The organism is Candidatus Hydrogenedentota bacterium (assembly GCA_012523015.1).
GTDB lineage: Bacteria > Hydrogenedentota > Hydrogenedentia > Hydrogenedentales > CAITNO01 > JAAYBJ01.
On sequence record JAAYJI010000237.1, the window covers coordinates 1 to 19,720 of the forward strand.

A 19,720-nucleotide genomic window follows, 5' to 3' on the forward strand; every position below is an offset into this window, starting at 1 on the left:
ACAAAATGTTATTCCTTGTCTTTTGTGTTCTCCGCCGACGGGGCAGGTTGATCCGCCAGTTCAAGGCGGATCGTGGTGACATGGGTGGGAGCCCCTTCCAAGACAAGAATACGGAAATTAGGTGTATGGATTACCTCTCCCATCGTGGGGATATGTCCCGCCACATGGTTCACCCATCCGCCCACCGTTTCCACGTCCAAAGGCTCCACCTGCAACGGAACCGCCTTTGTAAACTCATCGAGCGGCGTACGGGCATCAATGATAAAGGCGCGGGGCCCGACCTTACGAATTTGTGTGGTCAGCACATCGTATTCATCATGGATTTCACCGAAGATCTCTTCCAGAATATCTTCCACCGTGATAAGCCCGTCTGTTCCCCCGTACTCATCGGTGACAATCGCCATAGACTGGCGGGCACGGCGCATGGTATTCAACACATCGTCCAGCTTCATCGTATCGGGAACATGCAGCACAGGCCGGATAAAGTGCTCAATATCCTGGTTTTCCGGATCAACATCCTTGATAAGATCGAAAGCATTTACAATACCGATTACTTGGTCGATGGACCCTCTATATACGGGCAGCCGCGTTTGCCCTCCCTCAATAAAAAGCCGCGTCAGTTCGCTTCGTGTCGCCGTTTCAGGAACGGCAAGGATGCGTATACGCGGCACCATGACCTCTTTCGCCGCATGGGTTTGTAAATCAAAAACAGAATGAATGAGTTCATGTTCGTAAGGATCCAAAGTGCCCTGATCATGGCTTTCATCTACCAACACACGCACGTCATCCAACGACGCGAGGAGCATACGCAAACCTCTTGCATTTTGTTTTACCAGCCTGAGGAAACCTTGCGACAGCCACGCAATAGGAATGATAATGGGCGAAAAGAAGCCTTCGAAAAAACGAACCACAGGGAAAAGTGCCAACGCGAGACGGGTCGGGAAATGACGAAAGACACTTTTCGGCATAATCTCGGCGAAGATTAAAAAGGCAGGCGTAGCAATAAACGATGCCGCAGCAGCTCCCACAGAATGGGTCAGCGCGGTGGTGCCGATGACCATACTCAAGTTCGTGCCCACCAAGAGCATGGTAATCAAGCGATTGGGGTTTTCGTAGCGCTGAGCCAGTCGAATAGCGCGTGTGTTCTGTTCTTTTTCAGCAAGGTGACGGATGCGGAAAAGATTGGCCGATACAAAACCGGTTTCATAGCCCGCAAAGAAAGCGCAAAAGAGAATGGATACTAGAAATATGAACAAAGCAGCCATGAGTGTAACTAGTCCTTCTCCTCGGTTGCAGGTTCCGGCATTTCTTTAATCAATACTTGCGTAATCCGTTTTCCTTCTACTTCTTTAACATAAAAATGGAGTCTAGAGAAATTAAGTTCATCACCGGGCTCCAGAATTTTATCGGATAGGGTCATGAGAAAGCCGCCCACAGTCGTGTGCTCCTCATCGCCTGATTCGATGCCCGTCAGTTCTTCAAATTCATCTAGGGGATAGTTACCCGCCATGATCCATTCTCGGGGCGCAATCTCTTCACACAAGGGTAGATCCATATCATCTTCTTCGCCTATATCGCCCACCACTTCCCGTAACGCATCTTGCAGCGTGACAAGCCCTTCGGTTCCGCCAAATTCATCGACAACGATGGATATATGAATCCGCGATTTTTGGGCGGTCTTCACAAAGTCGCCTACGCTCATGGTGGCGGGGATAAAATGAGGCGGGCGCATATAAGAACGCACCAAATCATCCATGGCTCCTTTTTCCATGACAGGCAACAGGTCTTTCGCATACAAGATTCCGCTGATATGATCCAGATCCTCTAAGAACACGGGCATACGGGCAAATTCATAACGCCTTACCGTTTCGAGGGCTTCCGCAATAGTCGCAGTTTCTGAAATGCCCACGATATCCGGCCGCGGAATCAGAATCTCTTCCAGCGTCACAGCATCGAATTCTAAAATCCCCTTAATCATCTGCCGCTCTTCTTCCTCAATGATTCCGGAAGCCTCGCCATCGGATACGAGCGATAAAAATTCTTCGTCTGTGAGGAAAGGCGCGGCTTTAACCTCTGCTAGCCGCGTAATCTTAAACATAAAATTCACCAAGAGCATCGCCACGTATCGGAAAGGCATGATGATCCAGTCGATCACGTACATGGGCACCGATGCACTCACGGCCAGGAGCCTCGGGCAGGTAGTGGCGAAGACCTTCGGCAGTATTTCACAAAAGAATAAGATCAGCGCCGTTGTCAGGATAACAGCGATTGCAAGGGCTTGGGGCAGATGAAATTGGAAGGTTGATTGGAATACGGATGCCAAGGGTTTCACGAAGACGATACTCAACATAATATTGACAAAGGTATTCCCCATCAATATGGTGGTGAGCAGGCTGCCGGGCCGCCGCATCAAATGGGCGGCAAGAAATTGAAGGCCCCGGCCCGAAGCGTGCATGGCGCGAAGCTCCACCTTATTCAACGATAGAAACGCCACTTCGCTCGCAGAAAAGAAAGCGGAAAAGCCTCCGAGGACAAGCGCCAAGACAAGAATTCCCGGCGTCAGAATCTGATACCAAGGTTCTGCGCCTGATTCATGCATTGCTGAGGCGGATACGGTGGATGCGAGCGTACTATACGCCACTGCAGCCACGCTTCCCGCAAAAGCGACGCGCCCTCCCCAAAGAAGCATATGTTTTAGAGATATTCGAGGCGACTCTCCGCCAGGGTCATCTTCCAACAGTGTCCTGTGCTCCTGTCAACCTAAACAACACGATAAAATTTCGTTTCCATGAAAATATTATAACATCAGTGCCATACGTTTTCTAATTTCAGATCAAGATAATGGGCTTGTTTCATCTGCATCTTGATTTTATCCGCCTCATTGCCGTGTTCATAACCGAGCAAATGGAGCAGTCCGTGGCAAAACAACAGGAGTGTCTCCGTCCGCATGGCATCACGGTCGCCGCCGCAATAACGCTCCACCGTCTCCAAGGATATGACAATATCGCCTAATATCGTATAGGGCTCCTTGCCCGTCTTTTCTTGCACAAAAGACAGCACATCAGTAGCCTCGTCGCGGTTACGATACTGAGCATTTAATTCCTTGATAAAAGAATCATCACAAAAGAGCAGGCTCAATTCCGCCTCTTTCCTCACGCCTTCACCTGCGCAAATCTTTTCCGCCAACTTTTCGAGGCGGCCACGGCTGATTAAACGCTTTATTTTCGATTGATTGCGGATATCTAAATGTATCATGAAGAGGACCCTTCCGTTTTTAGGGAAGTCATGTCGGATTCAGGCCGAGCGGTCTGGTCCGGATAAACAATGCGGCGGTGCATGGTACTCATCAGCGCGTTTGCTTTGGTATCTCGGATACGCGTCAATTGTTTGAGCGTCAGATCGCAGTTTTCAAATTGATTGTCTTCCGAACGGGCGCGAATGATTTTACCCACAAACTGACTGACCGCTTCGAAGTCGGGTTGGTCAAGACTACGCACGCCCGATTCAGAACCGTCACAAATCATCAAAATAGCCGTTTCCGGCCGCTGCGGTCTCGGTCCGGGATAACGAAATTCGTTCTCGTCAATATCATCGGTATTACCCTCAGCCAAGGCCTTTTCATAAAAGAAACTGATTTTGCAGGTGCCGTGATGCTCTAAGATACCGTTGATAATAGGCTGCGGCAAATTCCTCTCTTTCGCAAGCTTTACACCGTCAATAACGTGCTGCCGTATGATCCGCGCGCTAACCTGAGGCGACAGGCTGTCATGAATATTTTGTGCTGTGCTTTGGTTTTCCGTAAACATTTCCGGTTTAAATTGTTTACCAATATCATGATAATAGGCGCAGACCCGTGCCAAGAGACCGTTGGCGCCCACAGCATCAGCCGCCACTTCCGCCAATTGCCCCAATTGCAGGCTATGCGCGAAGGTGGCCGGCGCCGTAACCGCAAGCTGCCGGAGAACAGGGTTGTTGAGGTCGCTGTATTCTAAGAGCTGAATATCTGTGGTAATGTGAAAGAGCCGCTCCAGCCATGGGAGCAAAGCGGGCACGGTCAAAATACATAAAAAGCCGTTGAAGAGCACCATGAAAATGCGTCTCACAAAGGTCTCGGTAAAGAGCGTATCAGTCGCAAGGACCGCCGCGCCGAGCGCAAGGATACCGACCACCGTCGCCACGAGCGACGCCGCCGTCATATCGCTTCGCTTACGCACCCTATCCGTGGTAAATATACCCGCCACAGTCATGGCGCCCGCCACCAAGAGTAAACGCCAATTGTATTGGTATTGCGCGGAAACCAAGGCGGTCATGAGCACGCCAAAGAAAGAAGCACGCTGAGGCCCTGCCAGGATAGCATACAAAATACCGCCGCCGCCACGGGCAGCACATAACCTGTTGGCTCAAAATACGACAAGAACCTGCCAACAAGCAAGGTGGACGTGAGCAAGAGCAGCGCGAGATTAAAAGCAGTTTGCGCGGAGACGGGACTCTTTTCTTTTATGAAATGCATACGCTTATAAATGGCCCAAAAGACCAGCAACACCAGAATGAAATGTGCGGTCAAGGTATTCATCAACTTTTTGACGGGATGCTCTTCACTGGACAAAATATCCATATAGCTTTGCACGTCAGACCGGCTTTGCCGGGTCCACCGTTTGCCGCGATCCTGAATAATCTCCCCTGCCTCAATTTCTTTTAACACAGGTTGTACCGTCTCGGCGGCACGGATCCGCGCTGTTTCAGTGGAGAGCACATCCTCTTGAAGATCGGGCACGACCAGCGGCGCAGCCAATGCCAACGCCCCTTCTTGAATACGTGCCCAACGATCCACGGAAGACCCCTCTCGTGTGGAGGGCTGCGCTTTCCCCACAAGCCATTTGTTCATATTCACTACAGCCGTTTCCGGATCAGGTACTTCCTGCAGCGTCAAATCGGTTGTGGAAGCGGGATCGTCGACGGCTTGCGTCCGCACAATCACGATATGCTCCGCCGCTTTAGCCGTTAAAAGGCCGCCGGCGCGAACGCCGGTCATCAGGATTTGTTCCAGCCCGTCCACGGCCAATTCCGCCATGAGATCACTTTTTTTAAAGCTTAAATCAGATTCAGAAGCAAAGAGCCGCGCAGTGGCGGGGGCATCGCTATCTTCATCATTTTGGTCTTGCACAAAAACACGGGTCGGCAGCCCCGACGCGTCCGGCGTCAGCCACAACGCCAGCAAATCCTGTTCCGGAAATTCCTGCCATGCTTCCTGCTCTTTTAAGCCTGCCACATAAGCTGATACGGCTTTAGCAACAACCGCGTCTACCGGCTGACTTTTAACAGACGCTTCCAACGCTTTTAAGATGGCCGCAGATACGCCCAAACGCTCCCCTTCAATCTTTTCGATCTTTCCCCGAAGAAGCGCTATTTGTTGTTGGAAAATAGATTGATTGATCCGATAATAATTGGGTACTTTGGCAATTTCTTGATCCTTCGCCTCTTGGGTCCGCGCCAAGTCGACGGATTCAAAATAGAAGGTCGCACGAATTTCACGATTCGCTACAGGCCGGTCGAAATCGGCAGAAGTCACCACGTCAATAACGGGTTCACGCGTCAGCGCCGCAACGCAAACGATGAAAAGAAACGCAACAAACAGCAATTGCTTCAATCGGGGAAGGAGCGTCGCTTTCTGAAAATAGCGATTTCTCAAGCCTTCATTGTCGTGCATAGGTGAAGGGATATGTGTGTTTTTTCCCATAATCATGGCATTGTATAACGATTAACTCCCGGTAGCAAACTCATGTTGATCCCATATAAAGTGAACGCTCTTATGAACCGGATTGAATCTTTTCTGTCGGATACGCATCCACATCGGAAGGGGGCTCATTATGATCTACACGGTTTAAGGCGCCCACACTTGATTTACCTGAGTGTTCATAGGCTTGTACAATTTGCTTGACCAAAGGATTGCGTACCACATCCTCTTGACCGAGCAGAACGTTGCCGATCTCCTTAATATTTTTTAACACGTCCCGCGCATCGGTCAGACCCGATCGCACACCGGGCGGCAGATCAATCTGCGTAACATCGCCCGTTACAATCATCCGAGAACCACGGCCGAGACGGGTCAAAAACATGAGCATCTGTTCGACCGTAGTATTTTGCGCCTCATCCAGAATAATAAAAGCATTGTCCAAGGTGCGCCCGCGCATAAACGCCAGCGGCGCTACTTCGATACATTCCTGATCGATCAAACGGGTGACTCGCTCGAGATCCACCATGGAATAGAGGGCATCGTACAAGGGACGGAGATAGGGATTAACTTTTTCCACGATGTCGCCGGGCAAGAAGCCCAATCGCTCGCCTGCCTCCACGGCAGGCCGCGTCAAGATCAAACGGCCTACTTGACGGTTCAACAGCGCAGACACGGCTACCGCCATGGCAAGATAGGTTTTCCCCGTGCCGGCAGGACCGATGGCGACAGTGATTTCATAGGAGGTGATCGTGTCGAGATAGCGTTTCTGACCCGAAGTGCGGGGTCGAATATTCAGTTCATGCCGAATGGCGGCAGGCGGCGGCGCTAACAGACTTTCCGGTTCCCCTGCAGAACCCGATTCAAGGGCGTGCTCAAAGTCTTTTAGTGTAAGCTGCGCCCCTTGACGAAGGGCAGTAAGCATGTCCTGCAACATCTGACAGACAACCGCCGCCGTATCGCGCTGACCAATAACAATAACTTTCGCGCCACGATCGACAATCTTCACTTGTGTCCGCGATTGAATGAACCTCCGAATGGCGCCATTGTGACCAAATAGGCGCAGTGATTCTTCATGATTATTAAGTTCAAACTCAAAATTGAAGTCTGTATTCATAGTATTTTATAAGGGCCGCTATGAGAAATCCATAGGACGTGACCGCGGCTAACGAAAAAACGCCTCCATTGTGTTGGCGCTCCGGTTTATAAAGGGAACGCTTGTTTCTGTAACGCATATTTTATGTAAGACGCAACAAGAACCGGTGTCCGGTTATAAACAACCGTTTTTAAATACGCATCTGAGGGCACCGGTGCGCCCAACACCATTATTGTAAAGGAATCCGACAAAAACAGCAAGCTTTTTACAAAATTAAGGGTTTTTCGTAAAGGCGGAAAGGCTCCGATCATAGGGAGGGTAAATCACGCCCCGATCTGTGATAAAGGCAGTGATATAAGTGTTTGGCGTCACATCAAAGGCAGGATTGTAGGTCTTCACGCTTTCCGGGGCTGTCTGAAGCGTTCCGAAACGGCGTATTTCATCGGCGTCGCGCATCTCAATGGGAATGTCAGCGCCTGAAGCAGCGCTCATATCAAAGGTTGATGCCGGTGCAGCAATATAAAAAGGGATGTTGTGGAGATGGGCTAGGGCAGCAACTCCATAGGTACCAATTTTATTCGCCGTGTCTCCGTTGGCAGCAATACGGTCGGCACCGACCACGACGGCGTCCACCATTCCATCACGCATAACCACAGCTGCCATATTGTCGCAAATAAGCGTGACATCAATACCTGCATTTTCCAGTTCCCACACCGTCAACCGTGCCCCCTGCAGCAGCGGCCGCGTCTCATCGGCATAAACCTTAAAACGGCGTCCTTGCGCAAAAGCCGTATAGAGCGGCGCCAGAGCCGTGCCATAACCCGTGGTGGCGAGGCCGCCGGCGTTGCAATGGGTCAATATGCCCATGCCGTCCTTGATGAGTGCCGCTCCATGCGCACCGATTGCTTGGCACATGGCAAGGTCAGCGTCATATTGAGCAGCCGCTTCTTTTTCCAGCGCCGTATAACATGCCTCAGCACTGCTTTCCGGCGGCATCCTGTCCAACACCGCTTTCATACAGTCTAACGCATAAAAGAGATTGACCGCTGTGGGTCGCGCCGTGGCGAGATAGCGAAAGCAATGCTCCGCTCTGGCGCGAAATGCTTCCGCAGTCCCGTCGCGGTAACTGCGAAGACCAATAAGCACCCCATAGGCGGCACAGACACCGATGGCAGGCGCGCCGCGAACGCGCAGGCTTTTGATAGCCTCCCACACGGCTTCCACCGTCGACAATTCCACAACAAGCGTCTGTAAGGGCAGCTCCGTTTGGTCTATAATGTATAATTGAGATGAGTCCCATTGAATGGGTTGAACAGGTATCATAAGATGAAGTCCAAGATTAAACGAATACAACAGGATCGCACAACAAAGCCCATGGAATGCTGTATGGTACCACGTTGCTCCGATGACACCCAAGCAGTGTATCCGCTCAACGTCAAGATACGCCGCTTTTGCACCTATTCTTTTCTGGCAGCGATAGCACTGTCCGCGGGCTGTGCATCCACCACCCATAATCATCCTGTTTTTAGCAACAATTGGAAAAGGCAGATGCGTAGCGAACCGAGACACAATCGCCGCAGCGCGCCGACACAAGAACAGCTTGAAGAAACCAAACAGCTGGGACCCATGGTGATTAGCCACGATGAATCGGGCAGACCGAAAGTTAGCGTCGGCGGAAAACAAGGGGTCGGTGTAGACATGCACTATCGCCGCGGCCCTTCCGCACGATTGCGGTATCGACGAGATTGGAACTTCGCCAAACCGCGCCACAGACGATAACCAAGCATAAAAGGGAGTACACGGTGGCGGCAGCATCAACGCACAACGAATATCACGAGACCGTACAGTCTATAGTGGCGTTAAAACTGATTCATGGCATGGGCAACAAAAGTGTCCATCAGTTTTTGGGGCTTCTCAAAGGCTACGGTCTGCAGCCCGCTGCGCTCACCAAACTTTCGGCGAAGGAGCTGCGAAGCGCCATACCGGAAATGGGAAGCCAATTCATCGACATACCGGAAGCCCTGCCGAGCACCCTCGCTGAAGCGGCATCCTACCTAGAAGAAATACAAGATGGCAGCGTCTTTCCAATGACGATTATGGACGAAGATTATCCCCCCTTGCTGTCAACCCATCTGGAGAACAATGCCCCGCCCCTGCTCTTCTTGTCGGGCAACAAGGAACTCCTGAACCATGCCGGCGGAGCCGTCGTAGGAACGCGCTATCCTTCCGCAAGAGGTATCCGTGCCGCCCACAGTGCCGCAAACATTATCGTTAACGCAGGTCTGGTCGTTGCGAGCGGCGGCGCAGTCGGCGTAGATCGTGCCGCCCACGAACAGGCAATCACCAAGGGGGGCAGCACCATTGTATTCCTGCCCCAGGGCATTATGACCTACTCCCTATCGCGCAAATGGAAACAAGCCAAAGAGGAAGGTCGGTTGCTGCTGGTCAGTGAATATTTGCCTTACGCACCGTGGCAAGGCTATGCGGCGCTTGCCAGAAACGCGCTTATCGCGGCGCAATCCCACTTTGTATGCGTCGTAGAACCCGGCAAAAAAGGAGGCAGCATCTCCACAACACGCCACGCCTTGCGGCAAGGCAAAGCCCTTTTAGTGTATCCAATTGACGCCTTGCCGGATGCCCTGCAAAGCCATGCAGCGCCTTTTAATACGCTGGCTCAATTGGCGGCAGACGTAAAAGCGGGCTTGATTCCAGATGCGCCGCGCCAGACCAGTCTGCTCTGACCATGCTCCATAAGGATAAGAAGCGTGATGCGCACTCTTATTGTTCGGTGGAATCAGTCGTTTCTTCAGAAGACGCGACCGGTGCCGGTTCTTTCTTCCAAACCCATTGCGAACAAATTGCGTACAAGAGTATCCCCACTGTCAATAGGGATAGGGCAACGATCTGGGAAACGGTAAAAAGCCCAAAGAAGGGGCGCGCACTTTCGCCTCTGAATATTTCTGTTATAAAGCGCAGCAAACCATAAAGCATCAGATAACTGAGCGTCACCACGCCCGTATGTTTGCGTTTTTTATAAATGATCAGCAATATGACGAAAATTATAAAATTGCCTAGCGTTTCATAAATTTGCGTCGGATGCACGGGCAGAGAAAACAGATCATCCCGGGTGATGAGATTTTCCCTGATATGGGATCTGTAGCAACTGGAACCCTTCGGAAACCGTACCGCCCAAGGATACGAAAATCGGGTCACAGCGCCCCAACAGCAACCATTTAAAAAGCATCCGATTCTGCCTATCCCATGAGCAAGTGCCATAAAAGGCGCTACCATATCGGCTCCGGAAATAATCGGGATCTTGTGTAAGCGCAAATAAATGATACCGGCAACAATACCGCCAAAAAGTCCGCCAAAAAAGACCAGACCGCCATGGACAATAAATTGAAGATACCGCCAATCATCAGCGCCGCCATATTGAATCGCCCACCAAATTTTAGCCCCTAAGATACCGCCTAAAAAGATCCAGATACCACCTGCCGGCGTCGCTGAATAGGGTTTTTCACGTCTTCGGTTGAGCCAGATAGGTCCGATGGTTCCCACGAGAAAGGCGATGGTCATCATTACAGTATAGGAATGAAAATGCAATTCTCCCGTACTGAAAAATTTTGGATACATGGTTTCACTTTCTGTTATTTGAGAATGGAAAGGCGGATTTTCGAGAAGATACAAGGGATTATAACAAAATTCCCTTTCAAGTTATAAGGTTAAGAAGTATTGATTCTAAGAGGAACCGCAATTTGGCACATACAAAATGAACAGGTTACAATAGATAGGAGGCTATGATTTCGCAGACCAAGGCGATGCACGCGGTGGAAGACGTGTATAATCACCTTGACTGCAGAACATCTATCAACGAATTGATTTGAGGCGAACTTGAAAAATAATGCTATGATCGTTGTCCGATGCACCACCTGTGGATTGGAAATCACGGTACCCTCTTCGGTTCAGGGACGTACAGGGAATTGCCTGAACTGCGGCGGGCCTATTGTCGTGCCCTCCGGCGCGGTGTCTATCGATTCCGCCACCCTATCCTTTCGCGAAGGGGAAACCATTGCAAGCCGATATATTATCCGCTCTTTTATAGGCAGGGGCGGCATGGGCGGCGTCTATCTGGCGGAAGATATTCTCGTGAAAGAAGAAGTGGCCTTAAAGTTTTTGCGCGGCGATATCCTGCGCACGAAAAAATGGCGCTACATGTTTTTACAAGAGGCTCAGATAGCGCGACGCCTGCGTCATGATAATATCGTTGCCGTCCACGATATTAGTTACACCACAGACGGCATCCTCTTTTTGTCCATGGAATATTTGAAAGGAAAATCGCTGCGCGACTTCCTTAAAGAATATCGTATTGCAAGGAAGTATCTCCGCCCCCGCCTCGCCATAGCCATCGGCCTGCAAGTCTTAAGCGCTCTGGACTATGCCCATCGTCTGGTCGTGCACCGGGATATCAAGCCGGAAAATATTATGCTCCTTCCCAATGAACAAGTGAAAGTCTTAGATTTCGGTGTTGCCAAAGTACTCGAAGAAAAAGAAACAGAACAACAAGCGCTGACCCGTTCCACAAAGCACCAACGTACCGTCACCGGCACAGAAGCCTACGCGGCTCCGGAACAGCAGCACGCCGATTCTGTGGACGCTCGAACCGATATTTACAGCTTGGGCCTCGTTCTGCGTGAATTACTTTATTTAAGGACTCCCTACGAATATGCGCCTGAACTGCCGATCAAACGGGACGATGTACCCCAAGAGATTTTGGACGTAGTCGCGAAATCCGTGCTCCCCGATAAAAAAGATCGATGGCAATCGGCTATGGATTTCTTTAACGCGCTCAAGCAAGCCTACGACTGTGCCTTCACCGTTGCCGCGCGGCAGCACTACGAGACTGTGGCTGCACAAGGCACGTCTATGGAATCCATGGTCTTTTTCTCCGGCGGCAGTTTTCTCATGGGAAACAACAAGGTCTTTGAAGAAGCTCCGGAAGCGGAAGTACACGTGGATCCATTTTGGATGGATATTCACCCTGTCACCGTCGGCGAATATAAAAAGTTTCTTGATGACGTGGGCGCTCCCGAACCTCGCTATTGGCGGGATAACCAGCTCAATGGCGCAGAACAACCTGTCGTGGGTATTTCATGGGAAGAAGCCTTGACCTATGCCTCTTGGGCGGGCAAGAGCCTGCCCACAGAACGCCAATGGGAATTTGCGGCACGGGGACAAGCAAACCGAAAATATCCTTGGGGCAGCCTTCCCCCTGATGCCATGCGCTGCAACTACAGAAATAATTTGGGTATGCCCAGCATTGTATCCATGCACGAAGACGGCCAAACGCCCGAAGGACTCTTCGATATGGCAGGCAATGTCTATGAGTGGCTTTTAGATAGCTTTGGACCCTATACCCACACGCAGCAAGCGCAGCCCGATCCAGACGATGGACCGAGAAAAGTGGTGCGCGGCGGCTGCTACGAATCGGATATCGATGAATTAACCACCACAGCGCGTCGCGGTTTTTTTGCGAATGCGCGGCTCCGCACCCTTGGCTTTCGTTGTGTATATAACGCTAAGCAGGAAAAACGCCATGAATAAAACACGAATGATTTTTCTTTGTTCCATTTCTTTTGTTCTTTCCTTGTCCGCCGCGACACAAGAGGAAAGCGTTGCTTTGCAGTCTGATGATCTCATGCTGCCGCAGAACCATCGTATAGCCCTGTATTTAGATTGCGGTACCGGGAATCAGGAAATCCGAGACGGCGCACTGAGCCTCAAGCAGCTTACAGGCGAAGACCGAATCTTTCCCAACATAAAGGGGGCGTTGGCTGCCGCAGCAGCAGATCCAGATCAAGTCATTTTTGAAATTGAAGGCTTCGATCCAAATAAACAGTACGTGTTGGGCTTTACTTGGTGGGACGCAGACAATAAAGATCGTGTCCAATCGGTTTATTTCACCGCTCCCTCGTCGGCAGCTGAGGAATGCGTGCTGCCGCCCGTACGGGCTTGCTCCTTTGACGCGGACCGCTCCAGTTGGGCGCGCCTCTTGCTGCCCCTGACCGAGCCGTATGTCCACGACGGAAGACTGCGTGTTGCTTTCAAAAAAGAAACAGGTGCTGATGCCGTGGACAATCAAATATGGTTATTGGGATCTCCCGCGGCCACCGCCGCAAAACGCGTCGTCATTGTAACCGGCGATGATTATTGGGGACATCTGTGGCGCAGCACCGCGCCTGCCTTGGCGGCGGCACTGAGGGAAGTCGACGGATTGGAAGTCTCCGTGACAGAATCACCTGCCCTGCTCGGGTCACCATTGCTCTGCCATTATGATGCTGTCGTGATTCACTTTAAAAATTATGAAGACAGACTGCCGCTACATCGCAGCTGCGAAGAAGGCTTACAAGCCTATGTTGACTCGGGCAAAGGACTCGCCCTGACCCATTTTAGTTGCGGCGCTTTTGAAAACTGGAAGGGATTTGAAAGAATTGCCGGGCGCGTATACAGCCCCGACCTGCCGGCGCACGATCCCCACGGCCCCTTCGCCCTCAGGATGACGGATACAACACATCCCGTAACAGCGCAGATGGAAGCCTTTGAGGTTAAAGATGAATTGTACACCTGCCTCACCGGCACGACACCCGTCACCGTCCTGTGTGAATCCACCTCAGTGGTTGATAAAAAGGTGTACCCCATGGCCTTTATCGTAGACCATGACCAAGCGCGCATCTTCCATTGCCTCTTGGGTCACGATGCCTCAGTCTACGAGAACCCGGGAGCGCGGCGCTTATACCAACAGGGCATAGCCTGGGCGGCAGGCTTGCTTTCCCATTAAAATTCGGGACTGTCTTTTCTATTAACGGCTCACTCAGTTGATCTCCATATTGCCGCTCAACACCGTCTCATCCGAAACGAGGATACCGCCTTCTCTTCCCACGCTATACATATTGTCACGGAATTGGACGGCGGAACAGCCCTCACCAATCACGATGGGCGCGATCATAGCCGCCCTATCGTTACGCTCTAACACCTGACATCCGGCTACACTGATGTTCTTACTATTGGCGACATAGACACCGCGATGCCGCGCTTCAAAGATCTGGCAATTGGCAATGAGTACTTCCCGGCAATTTTGGACAGACACGGCGCCGCCCGATTCGGCGTCTCCGGCGCAGGCGTCATTCAAGAGATTTGCTTGAAACAAAATACCGTCGCAATTTTCCATGCGCACACCGTTATTCAACTCTTTGCCTCGGTTGTGATCTTGATCCAAGGAATTACCGGAGACAACGATATGGCGTGCCCCTTCAAGATGAATCGCATTCTCTGCACCCGTATAAATGTGATTGCCCGACACCGATACACCTGTCACATTTTTCAGGTGGATATTGGTGTTTTGACTGCCGATAAGATTGCCCGTAATCGTCCACAGCCCGGCACGCCCGCGCTCTTCGGGTTTTTCCGGCGCTTCAAAACGGATATTCGCCCCGCCGGGACTGACAACAGCCTGAATGGTATTGCTGGCAATCGTCCCTTCTTCGACAGAACCATCGGCCACATCAATCCACAGATCAGCGGAGACGGCTTCTTCTTTGTCGTAATTGTATTCTATATCATTGCCCGTAATCTGCACGTTCCGTACTTCACCACCCAGCAGATAAAAGCCTCCGCGCTTACAATAGCTAATATGATTATCTGCCACAATGGCTTGATGCAAATTCACATGATCGAAAAATACTCCTACACCGCTGCAATTATAAATATGGCTGCCCGTAATGATCACGTCCCGGTTGCGCCCGGAAAAAACAAGCCCATTCCGCACATTGCGTATGAGGGTGCCCTCGATAAGCGATTGAACGGTGCCTGTGAATTGGATACCCTCCGCTTCCGGATGGTCGCCCACAATCTCAATCTTTCCCACATAAGGCATACGTTCCTGTTCCGATACTTCGGGATCGAAAGATAGCGGCGACGCAGTCCCTTTATGATTGCCGATAAAGCGAAAAGCAGGACCCGCTCCCGCCATCACCACCCGGGAACCGCCGCCTGCTCCGTCCAGACTTACCGGACCGAGATCAGCCAGCGCTATGTCGATGCTTTGTGTAATCCGATACGTACCCTTGGGGAAATACACACGTCCCGTTTCGCTTTTTAAGACTGCCTGCTGCAGTGCCTCGGTATCATCTGCGATACCATCGCCAAGGGCGCCAAAATCTCGGGGACTAACCGCCATAGCCGAAACGGCACAGATCACTACAAGAACGCAAAGCAGCCATTGAAATCCTTTAGCCATGATTATCCTTTCCGAAGCCTAAGATCCACGTTTTTCTATACCTAATATATAGGCGTGCTTATGATCCTATATCAAATCCTATTCCTTTATAAAATACGCTTTATTACGCCCCATTCGCAAAATGACAAGAGCCCTCCTCTGCCCCGCTTTCCCATAGACGCTTCTTCTGCCCATGAATCCTACACCAAGAATAGCGGACGGTTGCTGTTACGGCATTGGTTACGTTACACTTTATAGGATGATTACCCTGCACCGACGCAGCTGTCAGCGGGGCTGTGTGTACCGTGCACGCGATCATGAATTTACCCGACACGAACAAAAACAACCTATAGGAAAACCAACGCTGATGACACGATTGAAAACCCGATTCATTTGTGATACCTGTGGAAGTGTGTATCCGAAATGGGCGGGTAAATGTGTCGCCTGTGAATCGTGGAACAGCCTCATCGAAGAAGAACTCTCTGAAGAGGGGCCTCATCTCCGTGCATCCATGGCAGTCCTTGAAGATCCCATCCCCGTCACACAAGCCGGACATGAAACGCCCATCCGTTTTTCAGGCGGTATGGAAGAGTTCAACCGCGTTATGGGCGGCGGCATCGTGCCCGGTTCGCTCAGTCTTGTCGGCGGTGATCCCGGTATCGGAAAATCAACCTTGATGCTGCAGGTATCTCATCATGTGGCGGCCCATGAAGGTCCCGTCCTCTACGTTTCCGGTGAAGAATCTTTCGATCAGGCGCACTTACGGGCGAGCCGGCTCAAAGCGCTTCACGACCGCTTGTTTATGTTGACAGAAACCCATGTATCCTCCATTGCGCCCCACATCAACAACGGCAAATATGCTTTAATCGTTGTCGATTCCATTCAATCCGTATACACCTCGCGCTTGGCGGCTGCCCCCGGCTCCGTCGGCCAAGTCCGTGAATGTGCCAATGAATTTATGCGTCTTGCCAAAACCACGAAAACACCCATCGTCCTCGTGGGGCATGTGACCAAAGAAGGGGTGATCGCCGGACCGCGTCTCCTTGAACACTTGGTCGATACGGTTTTATACTTTGAAGGAGAAGGACGTCAATCCCTCCGTGTCTTGCGCGCTGTGAAAAACCGCTTCGGCTCCACCAACGAAATCGGCGTTTTTGAAATGCATGACTCCGGTCTTGCCGAAGTCAAAAATCCAAGTGCCTTGTTTCTCAATGAACGGCCTATGGGCGTGAGCGGCTCCGTCGTATTTCCTGCCATGGAGGGCGCCCGCCCGCTCCTCGTCGAAGTGCAGGCGCTCGTGAGCGAAGCCCACGCAGGATCGCCGCGGCGCACCGTCACCGGCGTGAACCCCAATCGAGTCGCCTTGCTCTTAGCCGTACTTGAAAGACATGCAGGGCTGCGCTTCTCTGACCGTGATGTATTTGTTAATGTGGCGGGAGGCATCCGCCTCGAGGAACCTGCCGCCGATCTTGCCGTAGCCGTTGCGCTGGCTTCCAGCCTTTTAGGCAAAGCCGCAGGTCAACAGATGATCGTATTTGGTGAAGTAGGACTTTCCGGCGAGATTCGCGCTGTGAGCGCTTCCAGGCAGCGCCTCCGTGAAGCCGTCAAATTTGGATTTACACACTGCCTGCTCCCCACAAATTGTACCCGAGATGCCGCCGACAAAGCGGCAACCCTAGAGCCCGCGTCTAAACTGGCTGATGCACTGCGTATAGCATTGGAGAATTAATGTGGCAAATCGCAAAAAAATGAATGAGGATGAACGCTTTCAGGAAGTTCTTAAAATGATCGCTCCGGGCACGCCCATGCGTGAAGCCATCTCGGCGATCCTGCAGTCCCGTATGGGCGCATTGATCTGTATTGGCAATCCCACTCGTCTGAGCCGCCATTCCGAAGGCGGCGTAAAGCTCGACGCTGAAATGACCCCGCAATTATTATATGAATTGTCAAAGATGGATGGCCCTATCATTTTGAATGAAGAAGCAACGCGCATTGTCTATGCAAACCGATTCTTAAAACCTTCCGACCGATACCCAAGCACTGAAACGGGAACGCGCCACAGAATCGGCCATCGTTTCGCCAACCAAACCAAATGTGTCGTCCTAGCCTTGTCGCGGCGCCGCTCCTCCGTAACCCTTTATTGTCACGGACGCAATTACGTGCTTGATTCCATTCAAACATTGATCAACAAAGGGGTGCAGACCCTACAAACCTTAGAAAAATACGTGGAAACGCTGCGCAAAATAATGCGGGAACTCACCACACGCGAGTTGGATGACGCCGTTACTATTTTCGATATTTGCCGGGTTCTTCAAAGAGGTGAAATGGTCTTGCGCATCCAAAAAGAAATGGAACCGATCATTGTAGAGCTGGGCGTAGAAGGACGCTTGTTGCAGCTCTATCTGCAAGAGACGGTGCAGCCTTTAAAAGAGGTCGCTTGGGTTATTCGCGACTACCACCGCGAACGACCCGGCGTCACCGAACAAACCGTATTGGATCGTATCGCCGCGCTCACGAATGAAGAATTGATGAATCTGGGATGCATCAGTCAAGCCTTAGGTTATGGACCCAATCCCAAGAGTGTTGATTCTTATTTGACGCCCAGAGGCTTCCATTTCCTACACGCCATCAATCGACTGCCCGCCAATATCATCGATAATCTCGTCGAACAATTCGGTTCCTTACCCGAGATCCTCGCAGCCGGCAAGGACAAACTCGTGGAAGTGGACGGCGTCGGCGATGTGATGGCACAACGTATTCGAAGCGGCATTACACTTTATATGAATCAACTGGGAAAATTTGGAGAATTTCTATGAAATTCATTCTGGACTGTGAAATCATTGCACACCAAGAGCTGGCGCCAGGGTACAAGCGCATGGTTCTACACGCGCCTGCCATTGCCGAAATCGCAACACCCGGACAATTCTGCATGCTCGAAATCCACGAAGGATTGTATCCTTTTTTACGGCGCCCCATGTCCATAGAACATATTTATAAAGACGCCATTTCCATTCTTTATAAAGTGGTGGGCGAAGGAACACGGCTTCTTGCCCAGATACAAACGGGCACAACCATCAGTGTGCAAGGTCCTCTGGGCAACGGCTTCCCCCTGCCCAAAGCCTACGAACGCTATATCTTGGTAGCAGGCGGTATTGGCATCGCCCCCTTCCCCGCTTTGGCGGAACAAATTATGCAAGAATTGGGCTATACCCCCGAAATTGTTATTGCAGCAAGAAACCGCAGCGCCGTGTTACTGTATAAAGACTTCTCGCGCATGGGCTGCCCCGTCACAGTCATCACCGACGATGGATCAGAAGGGATGAAAGGCTTTGCATCCGACGCGCTGCGCAGACTGGAACCTGATGAACATTCCCTCATTTATTGTTGTGGGCCCATGGTCATGATGGCAGCCGTCCATGACGTATGCACCGAGTGCAACGCAATCTGCTATGCTTCCTTGGAAGCTGAAATGGCGTGCGGTGACGGCGTTTGCATGGGCTGCGTCGTAGAAACCACCGCTAACGATGAAGCCCAACGCATGGTCCGTGTATGCCGTGAAGGGCCTATATTTGATACGCGGCAAATCGATTGGAAAGAAAGGATGCGCTCATGAGCGAAGTACAGCTTCAGGTCGATCTTGGCGGTCTGCTCATGAAAAACCCGGTCACCGTTGCATCGGGAACATTCGGATACGGCGCTGAATATGACTCCTATTTTGATGTGTCACAACTCGGCGCGGTAACCGTAAAAAGTCTGAGCCTGAACCCTCGTGCGGGAAATCCGCCGCCCCGTATTTATGAGACCCCGGCGGGCATGCTGAACGCCATCGGGTTGCAGAATGTTGGACTGGAGGTCTATCTCAACGAAAAGCTCCCGTTCCTACGCGAAAAAAACTGCACCATCATCGCCAATATTTATGGTCATACGGTGGATGAATATGCAGAGCTTGCACGGCGGCTGGAGGCGGCAGGCGCGGCTGATGCTTTAGAGGCAAATCTATCCTGTCCCAATGTCCATGACGCACGCAACGCACGTGGCGGCGCACTGGTTTCTCAGTGTCCCGATAAAGTACGTGAATATACGCGTACCATTCGCTCCGCTTCGTCGCTGCCTTTATTCGTCAAGCTTTCCCCGAATGTTACCGATGTCGTTGAGCCTGCACTGGCGGCACAAGAAGGCGGCGCCGACGCCATCTCCCTGATCAATACCTTACTCGGCATGGCAATCGACCCCGAAACACGGCGGCCCCGACTGGGAAATATCGTCGGTGGTCTGAGCGGCCCCGCGATACGGCCCGTAGCGCTCAAAATGGTGTGGGATGTATGCCGCGCCGTCACCGTACCCGTGCTGGGCATGGGCGGTATCACAAGCGCTGAAGACGCGATCCAATTCCTGTTGGCTGGCGCACGGGCTGTTGCCGTAGGCAGTATGACTTTCAGACAGCCCGACGCCCCCTTACGAATCGTTGAGGGACTCAAACACTATTGCGAACGCCAAGGCATTAGCGATATTAATGACTTGATTGGAACGGTGCGTCTGTGATTCATCTATCCCGTGCCCGCTCTGAAGCGAAAGTATCTTCCTGTGTGCAAACCGATCATTTAACGTCGGGTCGGGGAAG

17 protein-coding genes are annotated in these 19,720 nt (G+C 51.5%); 8 read left to right on the forward strand and 9 right to left on the reverse strand.

The window, feature by feature from the left end:
• Positions 1-8 precede the first annotated feature (8 nt).
• The 7 genes from GX117_10250 to mtnA form a co-directional block, all read right to left on the reverse strand.
• Positions 9-1,265, reverse strand: a complete 1,257-nt coding sequence (locus GX117_10250) for an HlyC/CorC family transporter (GenBank protein NLO33718.1) — start codon at positions 1,263-1,265, stop codon at positions 9-11.
• An 8-nt stretch (positions 1,266-1,273) separates the two neighbouring features.
• Positions 1,274-2,737, reverse strand: coding sequence for an HlyC/CorC family transporter (locus GX117_10255; protein NLO33719.1), 1,464 nt, complete (start codon positions 2,735-2,737; stop codon positions 1,274-1,276).
• A 68-nt stretch (positions 2,738-2,805) separates the two neighbouring features.
• On the reverse strand, positions 2,806-3,255 hold the full coding sequence (gene ybeY, locus GX117_10260) for an rRNA maturation RNase YbeY (GenBank protein ID NLO33720.1): 450 nt from the start codon (positions 3,253-3,255) through the stop codon (positions 2,806-2,808).
• Positions 3,252-4,361, reverse strand: coding sequence for an HDIG domain-containing protein (locus GX117_10265; protein ID NLO33721.1), 1,110 nt, complete (start codon positions 4,359-4,361; stop codon positions 3,252-3,254). The genes ybeY and GX117_10265 overlap by 4 nt, the downstream gene beginning before the upstream one ends.
• Entirely contained in the window at positions 4,307-5,737 is a 1,431-nt protein-coding gene (locus tag GX117_10270) for a hypothetical protein (protein ID NLO33722.1), read from the reverse strand. The genes GX117_10265 and GX117_10270 overlap by 55 nt, the downstream gene beginning before the upstream one ends.
• A 70-nt stretch (positions 5,738-5,807) precedes the next feature.
• Positions 5,808-6,848 carry a PhoH family protein gene (locus GX117_10275; GenBank protein NLO33723.1) on the reverse strand — a complete coding sequence of 347 codons (1,041 nt, stop codon included), beginning with the start codon at positions 6,846-6,848 and terminating at the stop codon, positions 5,808-5,810.
• A 252-nt stretch (positions 6,849-7,100) separates the two neighbouring features.
• Positions 7,101-8,150 (reverse strand): S-methyl-5-thioribose-1-phosphate isomerase, encoded by a 1,050-nt coding sequence (mtnA, locus tag GX117_10280; GenBank protein ID NLO33724.1) that lies wholly within the window; start codon positions 8,148-8,150, stop codon positions 7,101-7,103.
• A gap of 63 nt (positions 8,151-8,213) precedes the next feature.
• Here mtnA and GX117_10285 point away from each other — a divergent pair, with 63 nt between their 5' ends.
• Together GX117_10285 and GX117_10290 are read left to right on the forward strand one after the other, a co-directional pair.
• Entirely contained in the window at positions 8,214-8,606 is a 393-nt protein-coding gene (locus GX117_10285; protein ID NLO33725.1) for a hypothetical protein, read from the forward strand.
• A gap of 23 nt (positions 8,607-8,629) precedes the next feature.
• Complete coding sequence (locus tag GX117_10290; protein ID NLO33726.1) at positions 8,630-9,568, forward strand: hypothetical protein; 939 nt, start codon at positions 8,630-8,632, stop codon at positions 9,566-9,568.
• 37 nt (positions 9,569-9,605) lie between these two features.
• Here GX117_10290 and lgt read toward each other — a convergent pair whose 3' ends face one another.
• The gene (gene lgt, locus GX117_10295) at positions 9,606-10,460 is read right to left on the reverse strand and encodes a prolipoprotein diacylglyceryl transferase (GenBank protein NLO33727.1); all 855 of its coding nucleotides are present in this window, start codon (positions 10,458-10,460) and stop codon (positions 9,606-9,608) included.
• Positions 10,461-10,718: 258 nt separating this feature from the next.
• Between lgt and GX117_10300 the strand changes: the two genes are divergently transcribed.
• Complete coding sequence (locus GX117_10300; GenBank protein ID NLO33728.1) at positions 10,719-12,428, forward strand: SUMF1/EgtB/PvdO family nonheme iron enzyme; 1,710 nt, start codon at positions 10,719-10,721, stop codon at positions 12,426-12,428.
• The gene (locus tag GX117_10305) at positions 12,421-13,662 is read left to right on the forward strand and encodes a ThuA domain-containing protein (GenBank protein NLO33729.1); all 1,242 of its coding nucleotides are present in this window, start codon (positions 12,421-12,423) and stop codon (positions 13,660-13,662) included. Before GX117_10300 ends, GX117_10305 begins: the two co-directional genes overlap by 8 nt.
• 33 nt (positions 13,663-13,695) lie before the next feature.
• On the opposite strand, the gene GX117_10310 is transcribed toward GX117_10305, so the two are convergent.
• Complete coding sequence (locus GX117_10310) at positions 13,696-15,120, reverse strand: hypothetical protein (protein NLO33730.1); 1,425 nt, start codon at positions 15,118-15,120, stop codon at positions 13,696-13,698.
• Between the two features lie 346 nt (positions 15,121-15,466).
• Between GX117_10310 and radA the strand changes: the two genes are divergently transcribed.
• The 4 genes from radA to GX117_10330 are packed head-to-tail and all read left to right on the forward strand — an operon-like array spanning position 15,467 to position 19,641.
• Positions 15,467-16,828, forward strand: coding sequence for a DNA repair protein RadA (gene radA / locus GX117_10315; GenBank protein ID NLO33731.1), 1,362 nt, complete (start codon positions 15,467-15,469; stop codon positions 16,826-16,828).
• A gap of 1 nt (position 16,829) precedes the next feature.
• Positions 16,830-17,915 carry a DNA integrity scanning protein DisA gene (gene disA, locus GX117_10320; GenBank protein ID NLO33732.1) on the forward strand — a complete coding sequence of 362 codons (1,086 nt, stop codon included), beginning with the start codon at positions 16,830-16,832 and terminating at the stop codon, positions 17,913-17,915.
• Positions 17,912-18,712, forward strand: a complete 801-nt coding sequence (locus GX117_10325; GenBank protein NLO33733.1) for a dihydroorotate dehydrogenase electron transfer subunit — start codon at positions 17,912-17,914, stop codon at positions 18,710-18,712. The genes disA and GX117_10325 overlap by 4 nt, the downstream gene beginning before the upstream one ends.
• Positions 18,709-19,641, forward strand: coding sequence for a dihydroorotate dehydrogenase (locus GX117_10330; GenBank protein ID NLO33734.1), 933 nt, complete (start codon positions 18,709-18,711; stop codon positions 19,639-19,641). Before GX117_10325 ends, GX117_10330 begins: the two co-directional genes overlap by 4 nt.
• Positions 19,642-19,720 lie beyond the last annotated feature (79 nt).

Coding starts and splice junctions, on each gene's coding strand:
- GX117_10250 (NLO33718.1), bottom strand. CDS start 1,265: ATGGCTGCTTTGTTCATATTTCTAGTATCCATTCTCTTTTGCGCTTTC.
- ybeY (NLO33720.1), bottom strand. CDS start 3,255: ATGATACATTTAGATATCCGCAATCAATCGAAAATAAAGCGTTTAATC.
- GX117_10270 (NLO33722.1), bottom strand. CDS start 5,737: ATGGGAAAAAACACACATATCCCTTCACCTATGCACGACAATGAAGGC.
- GX117_10275 (NLO33723.1), bottom strand. CDS start 6,848: ATGAATACAGACTTCAATTTTGAGTTTGAACTTAATAATCATGAAGAA.
- mtnA (NLO33724.1), bottom strand. CDS start 8,150: ATGATACCTGTTCAACCCATTCAATGGGACTCATCTCAATTATACATT.
- GX117_10285 (NLO33725.1), top strand. CDS start 8,214: ATGGTACCACGTTGCTCCGATGACACCCAAGCAGTGTATCCGCTCAAC.
- lgt (NLO33727.1), bottom strand. CDS start 10,460: ATGTATCCAAAATTTTTCAGTACGGGAGAATTGCATTTTCATTCCTAT.
- GX117_10305 (NLO33729.1), top strand. CDS start 12,421: ATGAATAAAACACGAATGATTTTTCTTTGTTCCATTTCTTTTGTTCTT.
- GX117_10310 (NLO33730.1), bottom strand. CDS start 15,120: ATGGCTAAAGGATTTCAATGGCTGCTTTGCGTTCTTGTAGTGATCTGT.
- radA (NLO33731.1), top strand. CDS start 15,467: ATGACACGATTGAAAACCCGATTCATTTGTGATACCTGTGGAAGTGTG.
- GX117_10325 (NLO33733.1), top strand. CDS start 17,912: ATGAAATTCATTCTGGACTGTGAAATCATTGCACACCAAGAGCTGGCG.
- GX117_10330 (NLO33734.1), top strand. CDS start 18,709: ATGAGCGAAGTACAGCTTCAGGTCGATCTTGGCGGTCTGCTCATGAAA.